10 protein-coding genes are annotated in these 17408 nt (G+C 44.3%); 1 reads left to right on the top strand and 9 read right to left on the bottom strand.

Features of this window, described 5'->3' with window-relative positions; all coding sequences use genetic code 11:
• The first annotated feature begins 273 nt into the window (after window positions 1-273).
• Window positions 274-432: a hypothetical protein gene (locus OCV61_RS08865; protein WP_262582757.1), complete on the top strand. Its 159-nt coding sequence runs from the start codon at window positions 274-276 to the stop codon at window positions 430-432.
• A gap of 355 nt (window positions 433-787) precedes the next feature.
• Here OCV61_RS08865 and tuf read toward each other — a convergent pair whose 3' ends face one another.
• The 9 genes from tuf to rpoB form a co-directional block, all read right to left on the bottom strand.
• Window positions 788-1981: an elongation factor Tu gene (gene tuf / locus OCV61_RS08860; protein ID WP_158421490.1), complete on the bottom strand. Its 1194-nt coding sequence runs from the start codon at window positions 1979-1981 to the stop codon at window positions 788-790.
• Between the two features lie 156 nt (window positions 1982-2137).
• On the bottom strand, window positions 2138-4261 hold the full coding sequence (gene fusA, locus OCV61_RS08855) for an elongation factor G (protein ID WP_262582756.1): 2124 nt from the start codon (window positions 4259-4261) through the stop codon (window positions 2138-2140).
• A gap of 17 nt (window positions 4262-4278) precedes the next feature.
• Window positions 4279-4749, bottom strand: a complete 471-nt coding sequence (rpsG, locus tag OCV61_RS08850) for a 30S ribosomal protein S7 (RefSeq protein WP_173727505.1) — start codon at window positions 4747-4749, stop codon at window positions 4279-4281.
• A 157-nt stretch (window positions 4750-4906) separates the two neighbouring features.
• On the bottom strand, window positions 4907-5326 hold the full coding sequence (gene rpsL, locus OCV61_RS08845; protein ID WP_158421488.1) for a 30S ribosomal protein S12: 420 nt from the start codon (window positions 5324-5326) through the stop codon (window positions 4907-4909).
• 212 nt (window positions 5327-5538) lie between these two features.
• Complete coding sequence (locus OCV61_RS08840; protein ID WP_158421487.1) at window positions 5539-6780, bottom strand: hypothetical protein; 1242 nt, start codon at window positions 6778-6780, stop codon at window positions 5539-5541.
• A 41-nt stretch (window positions 6781-6821) separates the two neighbouring features.
• A complete protein-coding gene (locus tag OCV61_RS08835; RefSeq protein ID WP_158421486.1) occupies window positions 6822-7634 on the bottom strand; it encodes a PP2C family protein-serine/threonine phosphatase in 813 nt (270 codons plus the stop codon).
• 55 nt (window positions 7635-7689) lie between these two features.
• Window positions 7690-9276 (bottom strand): serine/threonine-protein kinase, encoded by a 1587-nt coding sequence (locus OCV61_RS08830; RefSeq protein ID WP_158421485.1) that lies wholly within the window; start codon window positions 9274-9276, stop codon window positions 7690-7692.
• Window positions 9277-9462: 186 nt separating this feature from the next.
• Window positions 9463-13176 carry a DNA-directed RNA polymerase subunit beta' gene (gene rpoC / locus OCV61_RS08825; protein WP_158421484.1) on the bottom strand — a complete coding sequence of 1238 codons (3714 nt, stop codon included), beginning with the start codon at window positions 13174-13176 and terminating at the stop codon, window positions 9463-9465.
• Between the two features lie 16 nt (window positions 13177-13192).
• Window positions 13193-17047 carry a DNA-directed RNA polymerase subunit beta gene (gene rpoB, locus OCV61_RS08820; RefSeq protein WP_158421483.1) on the bottom strand — a complete coding sequence of 1285 codons (3855 nt, stop codon included), beginning with the start codon at window positions 17045-17047 and terminating at the stop codon, window positions 13193-13195.
• Window positions 17048-17408: the final 361 nt, after the last annotated feature.

Below are 17408 nucleotides of genomic sequence, written 5' to 3'. Positions count from 1 at the left end.
TTTGGTAATCTCTGGTTGTCCGGAAATCCATAACGTTTCTTCATATATTCCTGTATTTCTTCTTTCAGAAAATTAGGGATGTCAGTGGTGCGGACTGAATTTTCCTTTTTGGGAGTATCAATCACATCTCGTTTCTGAATCCGGTTATAGGTCTTGCTAATATGCAACCTGTTACCGCTCATATCGAAATCTGAAAGGCTCAGCGCAAGAAGTTTCCCTTCCCTTATACCGATCCAGAACAGGATTTCAGATATGAGAGACTCTGTTAATGAAATGAGAAAAGAAGAAGGGCAACCTCCCCTATCGGAGGATGAATGGCCCTCAGCAACGACTGAATTTACCACAACTTTTTTTGCAGATCATGCAATTAGAAAAATTACTGAAGGCTTTAACTCAGGAAATATTTTGCGTGAAGGTGAAGCTGTTTGGTAATAATCTATTAATATTTCAAATTTTGTTATCATTCTGTTATCACAAACGGTTGTCAGGATACTCTCCCGGCAACCGCTTTTCTATATCATTCGTTATTCTTTTCCAATTTATTTAACTTTTCCACGCAACAGAAAAACCCCGGAAACCTTGCGGTTCCGGGGTCTCTTACGTTTGGACACATGTACCTTACGGTACTCAATATATTTTATATAGACCGCAGTGCTGACCTCGATTTCGCTTCGCTACATCTCGTTCGGGCGTTCGCCCTATAAATTCTACAATTAATGTCCTTGTGTGAGCAAGCTCCCACCGACCATTACTCTACGAATTTGCACTGCTCATTGCTTGTCGAATATTACTCGATAACTGTAGCAACACGTCCTGATCCTACAGTACGTCCACCTTCACGGATAGCGAAAGTAAGACCCTGGCTCATAGCGATTGGGTGGATCAGCTCGATAGTCATCTCGATGTTATCTCCAGGCATGCACATCTCTGTTCCTTCTGGAAGGTTGATAACGCCTGTAACGTCTGTTGTTCTGAAGTAGAACTGTGGACGATAGTTGTTGAAGAATGGTGTATGACGGCCACCCTCGTCTTTTGTCAGAACGTAAACCTGAGCTGTGAATTTTGTATGGCATGTAATTGTTCCTGGTTTAGCAAGAACCTGTCCACGCTCGATCTCGTTTCTCTGAACACCACGAAGAAGTGCACCGATGTTATCACCAGCCTGAGCCTCATCCAGTAATTTACGGAACATCTCGATACCAGTTACAACAACTTTACGTGTCTCTTCTTTAATACCAACGATCTCAACTTCCTCAGATACGTGAAGAACACCAGCCTCTACTCTACCAGTAGCAACTGTACCACGTCCTGTGATAGAGAATACGTCCTCTACAGGCATAACGAATGGCTTATCTGTGTCACGCTGTGGATCTGGAATGTAGCTGTCAACAGCATCCATAAGCTCCATGATCTTATCGCCCCACTCGCTGCTCGGATCCTCAAGTGCTTTAAGAGCAGATCCTCTGATAACCGGGATGTCATCTCCTGGGAAGTCATACTCGGAAAGAAGCTCACGAATCTCCATCTCAACCAGCTCAAGAAGCTCTTCATCGTCAACCATATCACATTTGTTCATGAATACAACGATGTAAGGAACACCAACCTGACGAGCAAGAAGAACGTGCTCTTTAGTCTGAGCCATAACACCATCGGTAGCTGCTACAACAAGGATAGCACCATCCATCTGAGCTGCACCAGTGATCATGTTCTTAACGTAGTCAGCATGTCCTGGGCAGTCAACGTGTGCATAATGTCTCTTCTCTGTCTGATACTCAACGTGTGCTGTAGAAATTGTGATACCACGCTCTCTTTCCTCTGGAGCTTTATCGATATCTTCGAAGTTCTCTACTACGTTTCCTGGAACTCTTTCAGCAAGAACTTTTGTGATAGCTGCTGTTAAAGTTGTTTTACCATGGTCAACGTGTCCAATAGTACCAATGTTACAATGCGGTTTTGTTCTCTCAAACTTAGCTTTTGCCATTTTAAAACGTCCTCCTTGAATATTGGCTCTTTCTATACAGAGCTCCAATTTCGATTTTAAACTTGCTATCCTTGATTATATTGCAAATCAAGGATATTTGCAAGCATTATTTATTTTATCAAATACAAGTTACTGTTTACAGTAACCAGTCCTGAGTCAGTCTTTCTGAGCAAGGATCTTTTCCTGTACGCTCTTTGGAACCGGCTCGTATTTCTCAAAGAACATGGAGTAGTTACCACGTCCCTGAGTTCTTGAACGCAGGTCTGTTGCATATCCGAACATCTCAGACAGCGGAACATATCCACGGATCATCTTGCCACCGCCGATATCTTCCATACCCTCGATACGTCCACGACGGGAGTTGATATCACCGATAACATCACCCATGTAATCCTCAGGTGTTGTTACCTCTACCTTCATGATAGGCTCAAGAAGGATCGGTGCAGCCTTATGCATTGCATCTTTGAATGCAAGAGATCCGGCAATGTGGAATGCCATCTCAGAAGAATCGACTTCATGGTAAGAACCGTCATATACGTTTGCATGAACGCCGACTACCGGATATCCACCAAGGATACCAGCCTTCATAGCATCTTCGATACCTTCGCCAACTGCAGGAATGTATTCCTTCGGAATAGCACCACCAACAACTGTGGACTCGAACTTGTACAGTTCTTCTCCGTTGGCATCCATAGGCTCGAATTTAACTTTACAGTGACCATACTGTCCACGACCACCAGACTGCTTTGCATACTTGCTGTCTACATCAACTGCCTTGGTGATTGTCTCTTTGTAAGCAACCTGCGGAGCACCTACGTTTGCTTCTACGTGGAACTCACGAAGCAGACGGTCAACGATGATCTCCAGATGAAGCTCACCCATACCAGCAATGATTGTCTGTCCAGTTTCCTGGTTTGTATGAGCACGGAATGTAGGATCCTCTTCAGCAAGCTTTGCAAGAGCCTCACCAAGTTTACCCTGGCCTGCTTTTGTCTTAGGCTCGATAGCCAGCTCGATAACCGGCTCCGGGAATTCCATGGATTCAAGGATTACAGGATGCTGCTCGTCACAGATTGTATCACCGGTTGTGGTGAATTTGAATCCGATCGCTGCAGCGATATCACCGGAGTAAACCTTGTCCAGCTCCATACGCTTGTTGGCATGCATCTGAAGGATACGTCCAACACGCTCTTTTTTGCCTTTTGTTGAGTTGTATACATAAGATCCGGAATTCATTGTTCCTGAATATACACGGAAGTATGCAAGTTTTCCAACGAATGGGTCTGTCATGATCTTGAAAGCCAGAGCAGAGAACGGCTCTTCATCAGAAGAATGTCTTACTGTCGGGTTTCCATCCATATCAACACCATCGATTGGCGGGATATCTGTTGGAGCAGGCATATACTCCAGGATAGCGTCCAGAAGCTTCTGAACACCTTTGTTTCTGTAAGCGGAACCACAGCATACCGGAACAGCTGTACATTCACAGGTAGCTTTTCTCAGAACAGCTTTCAGTCTATCAACAGTCGGCTCCTCACCTTCCAGATATTCCATCATTAATTCGTCATCCAGCTCACAGATCTTCTCGATCAGTTCTGTATGATAAAGCTCAGCATCTTCTTTCATGTCGTCCGGGATATCAACGATAGAAATATCGTCACCCTTCTCATCATTGTAGATGTAAGCTTTCATCTCGAATAAGTCAATGATTCCCTTGAAATCATCTTCTTTTCCGATTGGCAGCTGCAGGCAGATAGCGTTTTTACCAAGACGGGTCTTGATCTGCTCTACTGCGCCATAGAAATTTGCACCCAGGATATCCATCTTATTGATGAATGCCATACGCGGTACATTATAAGTGTCAGCCTGACGCCATACGTTCTCGGACTGTGGCTCAACACCGCCCTTCGCACAGAATACACCAACGGCACCATCAAGTACACGCAGGGAACGCTCAACCTCTACTGTGAAGTCTACGTGACCAGGTGTATCAATGATGTTGATACGATGCTCAAGTGCTCCTGGCTTCGGCTTGCAGTTCTCCTCAAGTGTCCAGTGACATGTTGTTGCAGCTGATGTGATCGTGATACCTCTTTCCTGTTCCTGCTCCATCCAGTCCATGGTAGCAGTACCTTCATGAGTATCACCGATCTTGTAGTTGACACCTGTATAATAAAGAATACGTTCAGTCAGGGTTGTTTTACCCGCATCGATATGAGCCATGATACCAATGTTTCTGGTTCTCTCAAGCGGATATTCTCTACCTTCTTTTCCAGCCAATGGATTTTCCTCCTCGATTAGAAGCGATAGTGAGCAAATGCTTTATTTGCCTCAGCCATCTTGTGCATGTCTTCTTTCTTCTTAACAGATGCGCCTGTGTTGTTCATTGCATCTAAAAGCTCGTTAGCCAGTCTTTCCTCCATTGTCTTCTCGCCTCTCTTGCGGGAATATGTGGTCAGCCAGCGAAGAGCCAGAGCCTGACGTCTGTCAGCTCTTACCTCGATCGGCACCTGATAAGTAGCACCACCGATACGTCTTGCTTTTACTTCCAGAAGGGGCATGATATTGTTCATAGCCTCCTCAAATACTTCAATTGCTGGTTTGCCAGCTTTTTCTTCGATTCTGGTGAATGCACCGTATACGATCTTCTGAGCAACACCTTTCTTACCATCTAACATAATGTTATTGATAAGCTTTGTTACCACTTTGTTATTGTATACCGGATCAGCCAGAACGTCTCTTTTCTGAGTATGTCCTTTACGTGGCACGTTACTTCCCTCCTTAATCAATAGATTATCTCATCGGTACTCACGCAGTAAACTATTGCATGTTCGCACTGGTAATGGTCCTATATTTAACCCGCAACCGACAGGGTATATGGAATACCGTACAAATATCTATAGTTTCCGCAATTATACGGATGAATTATTTTTTAACCTTAGGTCTCTTAGCTCCGTATTTGGAACGAGCCTGTTTTCTGTTAGCGACACCTGCTGTATCCAGTGTACCTCTGATGATGTGGTATCTGGTACCAGGTAAGTCCTTAACCCTTCCACCACGGATCAGTACAACACTATGCTCCTGAAGGTTATGTCCCTCTCCTGGAATATAGCTTGTTACTTCGATACCGTTGGAAAGACGAACTCTGGCGATCTTTCTAAGAGCTGAGTTAGGCTTCTTAGGAGTAGCTGTCTTAACAGCTGTACAAACGCCACGTTTCTGCGGTGCAGACTGCTCAACTGCTTTCTTTCTTAAAGAGTTGAATGTCTTCTGCAGAGCCGGTGCTGTAGATTTCTTTACAGTGGTCTGACGACCTTTTCTTACTAACTGGTTGAATGTTGGCATTCCATTTCACCTCCCGATTTATTTCTCCATGCTTAACATGGGGCCTTGCGGTTGCTATTATCTTTTGACATGCAAAAAAAATATGCTTTATTTCGCACGCTTTTTGATTATATCCTGTAAAGATTAGACTGTCAAGGCATTTTACATGTTTTTTCTTGTTTTTTACAGGCACCTCACATGTTTTCTTGTTTTTATTTTCAACCTTTTTATTTTCACGATAATGCCCCCATACTATTCTCCTCTGTCCCCTCGTAGGATTTCTCCCATATCTCAGAGAACACTGCCAGAGGACAGTCTGTCAGCATACACATCAAAAGAAAACATTCATAAGGATTGACTATGTATATATCACTCATACCGCATTTTTCCAGAAGCTTCTGACCTTCTTCAATAAAATGATGATAGCGCTTATAAGGATCTTCATCTTGCATTTTCTGAGAAATTATGAAAAACTCCAAAGTTAGAAGATCAAATCTTTCTACCGGAAATTTGTGATTCAGGATGTTTGTGATCCTCTGCCTGCTGAAACGCTTTTGGCTGAAATGCTTTGCCAAAATGGAAGCAGACATTTTTTTCAGATTCCCCATTTTGTTGATAGGAATCCCATTACAAATCACCTTTTCCAGATCTGAAGGTGTAATATTCTCTGCTGTCCATCTTCTGTGCCTGCCTTTTTCATCTTCATCCTTCTGATACAGATCAGCAATGACCTGCTTTGCCTGTTCCAGGAGCCTCATAAATTCCTGAAATGCCTGGCTCTTCTCAGATCTGGGGTCTACCCAGCCAGCTTTCAGTCCGGCCAGATATTCCATCAGTTTTTCCTCTGTATCAATCATCAGGCCTCCCCCACAAGCAGCTGTCTCATTTTGTATTGCAGCCGGCACCAGTTCTTTGTATTTTTCTTTATATTCCTGTGCCTTTGCATACAGGTAATGATGAGTATAGCAATACCAGTAGATCACCTCTTCCGGATTTGAAAAATCAAAATCCTGCTCCCGCAGCACACGGGTAAGGAAATCCGATACATCTCCTGCACTCATCCGCAGACCGAATCCTAAAAGGAATACAGTATCACGTTTCACAGATGCCTGTGTCAGCCAGTTATTTATAAGAGCCGGCAGCTTTGTTGATGTGGGGTTCATTGACTTAGGTGTACAGGTTTCTTTAAATGATTCTAATGCAATCTCCCTGTAAACCTCCTGTGGAACCTGTGCAAAAGGCTCTTCCAGCCCTGCCCGCTCATAAATATATCTTTTCAGATGATCTCCAAAGGATACCAATTCCATCTCTTTATAAAGATAATGAAAGATTACCTCCGTATCCTTTTCTTCAAAACTATCCAATTCAACCACCTGACGAAACCTCTGGGCTGCCTTCCTTGTAAATTCAAAATCCTTAACTGTATCAAATACAACGGTCTGTTCAAAATCCAAATCCTTCATCCGATTATTCATGATCAAACACCTTCTTTATTTAAATGCTCCCTGACATTTCCCTACAGCTGCAATACTTTCTTTAATCTTTCCCTTATGGGTTCTTTTGCCTTTCTTTCATGAACCTGACAGAGAATCACAGTTGCATTATCTCTGCCGCCCTTTTCAAGTGCAAGCTTCATCAGATCATGGACTGTATCTGATGCATTCTTTTTCCTGTTCAGGATTGCCTGGATCTCCACTTCTGTAAGCATATCCGAGATTCCGTCCGAGCACAGCATGATCCTGGTATCCGGCTGACAATCAATCTCTGCCACAGAAGGCTGGATCACCATATGGTCCTCAGGAATCCCAAGATACTGAGTAAGAGGAGCTTTTCCGAAAAGCCCGTTCCCCTGAACATGGTCGGTAGACATCCTGAAAAAGGCTCCATTTCTTTCCTGATAGATCCGGCTGTCACCTACATTACACATATACAGCTTCTGTCCGGCAAAAACAGCCATTGCCAAAGTTGTTCCCATCGTACTGATACGGTTCTTTGCAGCATAACTGCACACAGCCCGGTTCATTTCCCTGCATGCTTCCTGTACAAACTCTTCTGCCCGATGTTTCAGCTTTGCTCTGTTCCTTTGATAGTAACTGCCCAGCCTTTCTGCTGCCAGCTTTGCTGCTACTTCTCCGCAGCTTTCACCACCCATGCCATCAAAAAGAGCCAGTACAGGAAATGTCCGGCTGGAACACCTTTCTTCGGATATTTCTCCGGATCCATCATTTATTTCAGGAAGCATGTGCCCACAGCACCAGAAATTGTCCTCATTATTGCTGCGTACCTTTCCCCTGTGACAAGCATAAGCATACTCAATATCGTAATTCATTCTATAGTCCTTCGTAACTGTACGGGTACTGAACAGTTACAATCCTTCTTTTATTCTATTCGTCAAACTGCTCCAGAGAATTTTTCCAGTATTTTTCTCCTCGCTTATTGTACTCTGTACTGTCGGTTTCTTTATCATGAACGATCCCATCAGCATCAATCCAGCGAATCAGCTTGCCTCTTCTGTCATAATAGTATAATTCCTGCTTGCTATCTGTCCAAATATATGCAAAAAACAGACGTTCATCCCAGTAATAGTATTCTTCATAAACACCATCATCGGACATCTCTGGATAGATCAAAGTCTTTACCAGCTTGTTGTTCTGATCATAATATCTTAATCTTTCGCCTTTTTTCCCTACTTCCTGGCAGTCCGGAAGCTCATTGACGATTTCGGAAGCCTGCTGTTTTATAGTCTCAATAACAGTGGAAAAATCATCAACCTGCGCTGTATGTGTATCGTTTTCCTCCAGGATACTTACTACCTGGCTGGATTTGCGTAAAGGAAGATTCTCTTCAAGCATGCTTCTTACATATAAAATCGTTATTATACAAGCTGCCAGTGCAATCCCGGCAGCCAATACACTCCACAAAGCGGGTCTTCGTTTCACTTCGTCTGGCCCTGATTTGATCTTATCAAATAGTTTAGAATGCTTTTTCACAGGCTTGGACCGTTCGCTTTCCACTGCCGGCTTTTCTTTTGGTTTCTTTTCCGAATCTGTCTCCATACGTCCATGCAGCAGATCATCCATTGCATAATAAAACTCCTCAGGTGTCTGATACCGTTCTTCCGGGCGATATGCACAGGCCTTCAGAATAATAGTGGAAAAAGCCTGGTCAGCATGAACTGGCGGAATCAATTCTTCTCCTGACATCCGCTTCGCCAGGGCATTTTCTTTGTCCCTGTACGTGATCAGCTGCTTCTCCCTGCTTAGAAATGGCAGTCTGCCATCATTCATCAGCTTATATAGTACAATTCCCAAAGAATAAATATCTACTCGCCGGTCATACGGCTCGCCTCTGTACATCTCAGGAGCCATGTAGGAATAGGTACCCTTCTTGGACATGTTGCTCATAGAACGCTCCAGCTCCCTGGCAATGCCAAAATCACCCAGCTTAAAATCGCCAAAATACGATACAAATATATTCTCTGGCTTAATATCCCGATGTATAATATTCAACTGCCTGCAGTAATGTAAAGCCTTTGCCAGATCACGCCCCAGCTTCAATACTTCATTCTGGGTAAGAGCCTTACCTGCACAATACTCAGTGAAGCTGATCAGATATTCCATTCTAATATAAATATCCCAGCCGATCTCATCAAGATATTCCACAACTTTATAATCTTCAACGGAAACAATATGGGAATTCCCCCGGAAACATTCCATGGTGCTTACTTCCTGAATACATTCATCCACAAGATTCTGAAAGTATTCCCGTACTGAATCATCGCCAGATATTTCTTCCCGGATACTGTTCAGTTCATCTGGGCTTCCAGGTATAGTAATGATCTTGATTGCAGAATAGAAAGTCCTTCCCTGTTCTGTTCTTTCTGCTTTGTAAACTCTGCCGAAGGATCCTTCCCCGATTTTTTCGATAATCTTCCATTCTGGCCATACAGAAGCTGGCAATTCCTTATCCATGGATTTCCTCCTTTCCGAATCTTTTTCTTTACAGTATTATACTAGAATCATATCACAAAAGATAGCATTCCCTGTATTTTCCTATTAAAAGCTGCAGTCAGCGTACAGATACGAAAAGGCCACAGTCCGGATTTGCTCCGAACCGCAGCCTTTAGTTATCTTATGGATTTCACTCTTTGCTGAAATTTATTCTTCTGTATCCTCTTCAGGAATTTCATCTTCCCCCAGATCCTCAGAAGCATCCTCCGGCTCATCGTCGATCTCAACTTCTTCCATGTCATCCAGAATCGGAAGATCATCCTCATCCTCATCAATGGCAAAATCCTCTTCTGTTTCCTCTGGCATGCCTGTATCAAGTTCTACATCACTATAGCACTTCATACCGGTTCCGGCAGGAATCAGCTTACCGATGATTACGTTCTCTTTAAGACCGATCAAATGGTCAACCTTACCTTTGATGGCAGCCTCAGTAAGAACTTTGGTGGTCTCCTGGAAGGATGCAGCTGACAGGAAGGAATCTGTAGCAAGAGAAGCCTTGGTAATACCAAGCATGCCCTGCTTTCCGGTAGCCGGACGAAGTCCTTCTGCCTCAAGCTTCTCATTGACTTCTTCGTATTCCAAATAGTCAACCAATGTACCTGGCAGGAATTCACTGTCACCATTATCTTCGATACGGATTTTCTTCAGCATCTGATGAACAATAACCTCAATATGCTTATCGTTGATCTCAACACCCTGGAGACGATATACACGCTGAACCTCACGAAGCATATAATCCTGAACAGCACGAACACCTTTGATACGAAGGATATCATGTGGATTCACGCTACCTTCTGTAAGTTCATCACCGGCCTCCATAACCTGTCCGTCCACGATCTTGATGCGTGATCCATATGGAATCAGATAAGTTTTGGAATCACCGTTCTCCGGATCTGTTACGATAATCTCTCGTTTCTTCTTGGTATCATTAATAGTGGCAATACCCTTGATCTCAGTGATAACAGCAAGACCCTTTGGCTTTCTCGCCTCAAAAAGCTCCTCCACACGAGGAAGACCCTGTGTGATATCACCACCGGCAACACCACCGGTATGGAATGTACGCATGGTAAGCTGTGTACCAGGCTCACCAATGGACTGAGCAGCAATAATACCAATAGACTCACCAACCTGTACAGGCTCGCCTGTAGCCATGTTGGCACCATAACACTTGGCACATACACCAACTTTACATTTACATGTAAGGATAGTACGGATCTTAACCTGCTCAACAGCTCCGCCGGTAATATTATCCACGCCTTCCTTCATGATACGTGCCGCACGTCTCGGTGTGATCATATGGTTCGCTTTAACCAGAACCTCACCGTCTTTATTCTTAATCGTCTCGCAGGAAAAACGTCCTGTGATACGATCCTGAAGGCTTTCGATCTCTTCTTTGCCATCCATAAAGCCTTTCACATACATACCGGAAATCTCTGATCGATTCTCGCAGCAGTCCATCTCACGAACGATCAGATCCTGTGAAACATCTACCAGACGTCTGGTCAGGTATCCGGAATCGGCGGTACGGAGGGCTGTATCAGACAGACCTTTACGTGCTCCATGTGCAGACATGAAGTACTCCAGTACGTCAAGACCTTCACGGAAGTTGGACTTGATAGGAAGCTCGATAGTATGACCGGTTGTATCTGCCATCAGGCCTCGCATGCCGGCAAGCTGTTTGATCTGTTTATCGGAACCACGGGCTCCGGAGTCAGCCATCATGAAGATATTGTTGTATTTATCAAGTCCTGTCAGCAGTGCATGAGTCAGCTCATCATCTGTCTTCTTCCAGGTGTCTACAACTTCTTTGTAACGCTCTTCTTCTGTGATCAAACCACGCTTATAGTTCTTTGTGATCAGATCCACGGTATCCTGAGCCTGTTTGATCATCTCAGGTTTCTGAGGCGGCACAGTCATATCTGAAATAGATACTGTCATGGCTGCTCTTGTAGAGAACTTGTAACCCATAGCCTTAATGGAATCAAGTACCTCTGCTGTTTTTGTTGCTCCATGTGTATTGATAACTTTTTCAAGAATCTGCTTCAGCTGCTTTTTACCAACAAGGAAGTCTACCTCAAGAACAAGCTCATTGCCAGGAATGCTTCGATCAACAAATCCCAGATCCTGTGGAAGGATCTCATTAAAGAGGAAACGTCCTAACGTGGATTCTACATTACTGCTGATCACTGTACCATCCGGCATTTCTTTGCTGCAGCGTACACTGATCTTGGTCTGCAGCTTGATTGCTTTATTCTCATAAGCAAGGATTGCTTCGTTAACGCTCTTGAAGAATTTACCTTCACCAATACTTCCCGGTCTTTCCTGTGTCAGATAGTAAATACCAAGCACCATATCCTGAGAAGGTACTGCTACAGGGCCTCCATCAGACGGTTTCAGAAGGTTGTTTGGTGAAAGCAGCAGGAAACGGCACTCAGCCTGAGCTTCCTGGGAAAGCGGAAGATGGACAGCCATCTGGTCACCATCGAAGTCCGCATTAAATGCAGTACAAACCAGCGGATGAAGCTTGATTGCCTTACCTTCAACAAGGATCGGCTCAAACGCCTGGATACCCAGACGATGCAGTGTAGGTGCGCGGTTCAGCATAACCGGATGTTCTTTGATAACGTCCTCAAGCACATCCCAAACAGCCGGCTCAAGCTTCTCTACCATCTTCTTAGCATTTTTAATGTTATGGGAGGTTCCGTTGGCAACAAGTTCTTTCATTACGAATGGCTTGAACAACTCGATTGCCATCTCCTTAGGCAGACCACACTGATAAATCTTCAGTTCCGGTCCTACAACGATAACGGAACGTCCGGAATAGTCAACACGTTTACCCAGAAGGTTCTGACGGAAACGTCCGGATTTACCTTTCAGCATATCGGAAAGAGATTTCAGGGCTCTGTTGCCAGGTCCTGTTACCGGACGGCCTCTACGTCCGTTATCGATCAGCGCATCTACAGCTTCCTGGAGCATACGCTTCTCATTGCGGACGATAATATCCGGAGCGCCAAGCTCCAGCAGTCTTTTCAGACGGTTATTACGGTTAATAATACGTCTGTACAGATCATTCAGGTCGGAAGTAGCAAATCGTCCTCCGTCCAGCTGTACCATAGGACGAAGATCCGGCGGAATAACCGGGACCACGGTCAGAATCATCCACTCCGGACGGTTGCCGGACTCTCTGAAGGACTCAACAACCTCCAGACGTTTGATGATACGTGCTCTCTTCTGACCAGTCGCATCCACCAGTTCAGCCTTTAATTCTGCAGAATCCTTCTCAAGATCAATAGCTTCAAGAAGTTCTTTGATGGACTCGGCACCCATACCTACACGGAAGCCACTTCCATAGCTTTCCCTTGCTTCCTGATACTCTCTCTCTGTAAGGATTTGCTTGTACTGAAGTCCGGACTCAGCCGGATCCAGTACAATATAGTTTGCAAAGTAAAGAACTTTCTCCAATGTTCTTGGTGAAAGATCCAGGATCAGTCCCATGCGGGACGGAATCCCTTTAAAATACCAGATATGGGAAACCGGCGCTGCCAGTTCAATGTGTCCCATACGCTCCCTGCGGACAGAGGCTTTTGTTACTTCTACACCACAACGGTCGCACACAACACCTTTATAACGGATTTTCTTGTATTTTCCGCAATGGCACTCCCAGTCTTTGCTGGGTCCGAAAATCCTTTCGCAGAAAAGTCCGTCTTTTTCAGGCTTCAGTGTTCTATAGTTGATGGTCTCAGGTTTTAAAACCTCGCCTCTTGACCACTCTCTGATTTTCTCAGGGGACGCCAGTCCTATCTTAATGGCATCGAAAGTCATTGGCTGATATGTTTCATTGGTATTAGTTGCTTCTGCCATGTATTCTTTCCCCTTTCTATTCTTCGTCATTATCGAAGGTTTCTTCTAACTCTTCGTAATCTTCTTCCTCGTCCTCATCTACATCAACAAGCTCATCACCGTCGAATTCCTGTTTGGTGTAGCCATGTTTTGCAAATGATTCATGATCCCGATGTCCCCGGGAATCTCCTTCAATAACAGCACGAAGATCTGTTTCTCCGTAATCTACACTCTCCATGATCTCCACTTCAGTTTGGTCATCACGAAGAACCCGCACATCCAGTGCCAGGGACTGAAGCTCTTTAAGAAGTACCTTGAAGGATTCCGGAATACCCGGCTCAGGGATATTATCCCCCTTAATAATAGCTTCATAGGTCTTCACACGGCCTACAACATCATCAGACTTCACTGTAAGGATCTCCTGCAGTGTGTAAGATGCGCCGTATGCCTCCAGTGCCCATACCTCCATCTCTCCGAAACGCTGTCCACCGAACTGAGCTTTACCACCCAACGGCTGCTGTGTAACTAAGGAGTATGGACCAGTAGAACGTGCATGGATCTTATCATCAACCAAATGATGCAGCTTCAGATAATGCATGTGGCCAATGGTAGTCGGACCGTCAAACGGTTCTCCTGTACGTCCGTCACGAAGCTGTACCTTACCATCTCTGGAAATAGGAACACCCTTCCAAAGAGCTCTGTGCTCTTTATTCTCATCCAGATACTGCATAACATCCGGAGCAAGTATATCTTTGTATTTCTCTCGGAACTCCTCAAAATCCTCTGTATTTACATAGTCATTTGCAAGTTCCAGTGTATCCTGGATATCATTCTCGTTTGCGCCATCAAATACCGGTGTTGCAATATTAAATCCAAGAGCCTTCGCAGCAAGGCTAAGGTGAATCTCAAGAACCTGTCCGATATTCATACGGGAAGGCACACCCAGAGGATTTAACACGATGTCCAGAGGACGTCCGTTAGGAAGGAATGGCATGTCCTCCACTGGAAGAACCCTGGAAACAACACCCTTGTTACCATGACGTCCGGCCATCTTATCACCAACAGAGATCTTTCTCTTCTGGGCAATATAAATACGGACAGCTTCATTAACACCTGGAGACAGCTCATCGCCATTCTCTCTTGTAAATACCTTTGCATCCACTACGATACCATACTCACCGTGCGGCACCTTAAGGGATGTATCACGAACCTCTCTTGCCTTCTCACCAAAGATGGCGCGGAGAAGTCTCTCTTCTGCTGTAAGTTCAGTTTCTCCCTTAGGAGTTACCTTACCTACCAGAATATCACCAGCACGTACTTCTGCTCCGATACGGATGATACCACGCTCATCCAGATCTTTAAGAGCATCATCACCAACACCAGGAACATCTCTTGTGATCTCTTCCGGTCCTAACTTGGTATCACGTGCTTCTGCTTCGTATTCCTCAATATGAACAGATGTATAAACATCATTCTGTACAAGCTTTTCGCTTAAAAGAACAGCATCCTCATAGTTATAACCTTCCCAGGTCATAAATCCGATCAGCGGGTTCTTACCAAGAGCAAGCTCTCCATTGGATGTGGATGGACCATCAGCGATCACATCACCTGCCTCCACGTGCTCGCCCTGATTTACGATTGGGCGCTGATTGTAGCAGTTGCTCTGGTTACTTCTCTGGAATTTTGTAAGATGATAATCATCTTTTGTTCCGTCATCATTCTTAATTGTAATATCTGTAGATGTAGAGCGAAGAACAGTACCTGCTTTCTTAGCAAGAATACATACACCGGAGTCTACAGCTGTCTTGGTCTCCATACCAGTACCAACAACCGGTGCTTCTGTAGTAAGAAGCGGTACGGCCTGACGCTGCATGTTGGATCCCATCAGCGCACGGTTGGCATCATCATTCTGAAGGAACGGAATCAGGGCTGTAGCCACAGAAAATACCATCTTCGGGGATACATCCATATAGTCAAACATCTGGCGCTCATACTCCTGAGTTTCTTCACGGAAACGACCTGAAACATTCTTACGAACAAAATGTCCATCCGCATCCAAAGCCTCATTCGCCTGTGCCACATGATAATTATCTTCTTCATCTGCGGTCATATAAACAACTTCATCTGTAACCCGCGGATTCTTAGGATCTGTCTTATCAATCTTACGGTACGGAGCTTCAACAAAGCCGTACTGATTGATCCTTGCATAAGATGCAAGGGAGTTGATCAGACCAATGTTCGGACCCTCTGGAGTCTCGATAGGGCACATTCTTCCGTAATGGGAATAATGTACATCTCGCACCTCAAATCCAGCTCTGTCTCGTGACAGACCACCTGGTCCCAACGCAGAAAGACGTCTCTTATGAGTCAGCTCACCAAGGGGGTTATTCTGATCCATAAACTGGGACAGCTGGGAAGATCCAAAGAATTCTTTAACAGCTGCAGTTACAGGCTTGATGTTAATCAGAGACTGGGGAGAAATACTCTCTGTATCCTGCGTGGTCATTCTCTCACGAACCACTCTCTCCAGTCTGGAAAGACCGATACGGTACTGATTCTGAAGAAGTTCGCCTACTGCACGGATACGGCGGTTGCCCAGATGATCGATATCATCATCATTACCCAGACCGTACTCAAGATGCATGTTATAGTTAATAGAAGCAAAAATATCTTCTCTTGTGATATGTTTTGGAATCAGATCATGGATATCTCTGTGGATCGCTGCCTTTATTTCCTCAAGAGTGTCATTTTCTTCCAGAATTTTCTGAAGCACAGGGTAATATACTAACTCTGTAACACCCAGTTCTTCCTTTGGATCCTGAATCTCAGGCATATAATGGCGGATATCCACCATCAAGCTGGAAAGGACTTTGATCCTGCGGTCATCTTCCCCAAGGATCCACACATAAGGAACTGCTGCGTTCTGGATCTCATCTGCCAGTTCTCTTGTAACAACAGTACCGGCTTCTGCAATGATCTCTCCGGTAGACTCTTCTACCACATCATCTGCCAGCTTATGTCCTACAATTCTCTTATTGAAATGAAGCTTTTTGTTGAATTTATAACGTCCAACCTTTGCCAGATCATATCTTCTCGGGTCAAAGAACATTGCCCCGATCAGGCTCTCTGCGCTCTCTACTGCCAGAGGCTCACCTGGACGGATCTTCTTATATAATTCAAGCAGACCTTCCTGGTAATTAGTGGAAGTATCTTTTGTAAAGCTGGCCAGGATCTTAGGCTCCTCACCAAACAGTTCTACAATCTCTGCATTTGTACCAACACCTAATGCACGGATCAGGACTGTGATCGGTACCTTTCTGGTCCTGTCAACACGAACATAGAACACATCGTTGGAATCAGTCTCATATTCCAGCCATGCGCCTCGGTTAGGAATAACGGTTGATGAAAACAGCCTTTTACCAACTTTATCGTGAGCAATTGCATAATAGATTCCAGGGGAACGTACTAACTGGCTTACGATAACTCGCTCGGCTCCGTTGATTACAAAGGTGCCTGTAGCTGTCATCAACGGTAAATCTCCCATGAAAATCTCGTGTTCGTTGATTTCTTCTGTTTCTTTGTTAATCAGTCTCACTCGAACCTTCAAAGGTGCGGCATAAGTCACATCACGTTCTTTACACTGTTCGATGGAATATTTCGCATCCTTCTCATCAAATGTAAAATCGATGAACTCAAGGCTGAGCTTTCCGCCGTAATCTGCGATCGGAGAAATGTCATCAAAGACTTCCTTCAATCCTTCGTCGAGAAACCACTGGTAAGAATCTTTCTGGACTTCAATCAGGTTTGGCATTTCCAGGACTTCTTTTTGTCTCTGGTAGCTCATTCGCATGCTTTTTCCAGTTTTTACAGAACGAATTCTGTTTTTTTCCATTGACGTTTCACCCCTGTTTTTATTTTTTATTACAATCTAAGCCTTCTTTGCCTATCCTCCTATCAGAAATCTGTATATGAGTTTCTGACCAGATTTCGAGGGCAGAGTAGGCATATCATGCCATAATATAGCATTCTTCACTATATCACAACGAAAAAAGGCTGTCAATCAATTTTCTCAATTTTTTTCGTTTTTTATATTATTTCCAGCTTTACCCAGTCTATTCCCTGTTTGCAGGCAAAAAAAGAACCCCCGCAAACACCTGCGAAGCAAGGGCACTGAAAAAGTCTGATTCTAAAAAAGAATTGGGCTTTTTTTCGTATTTCCATTATAATAGAAATATAAGGAGGGAGCGGCTACC

The organism is Blautia ammoniilytica (assembly GCF_025566965.1).
Taxonomy (GTDB): Bacteria; Bacillota; Clostridia; order Lachnospirales; family Lachnospiraceae; genus Blautia_A; species Blautia_A ammoniilytica.
The sequence above is the reverse complement of the archived record's forward strand: the minus strand, read 5'-3'. Positions and strand labels throughout refer to the sequence as shown.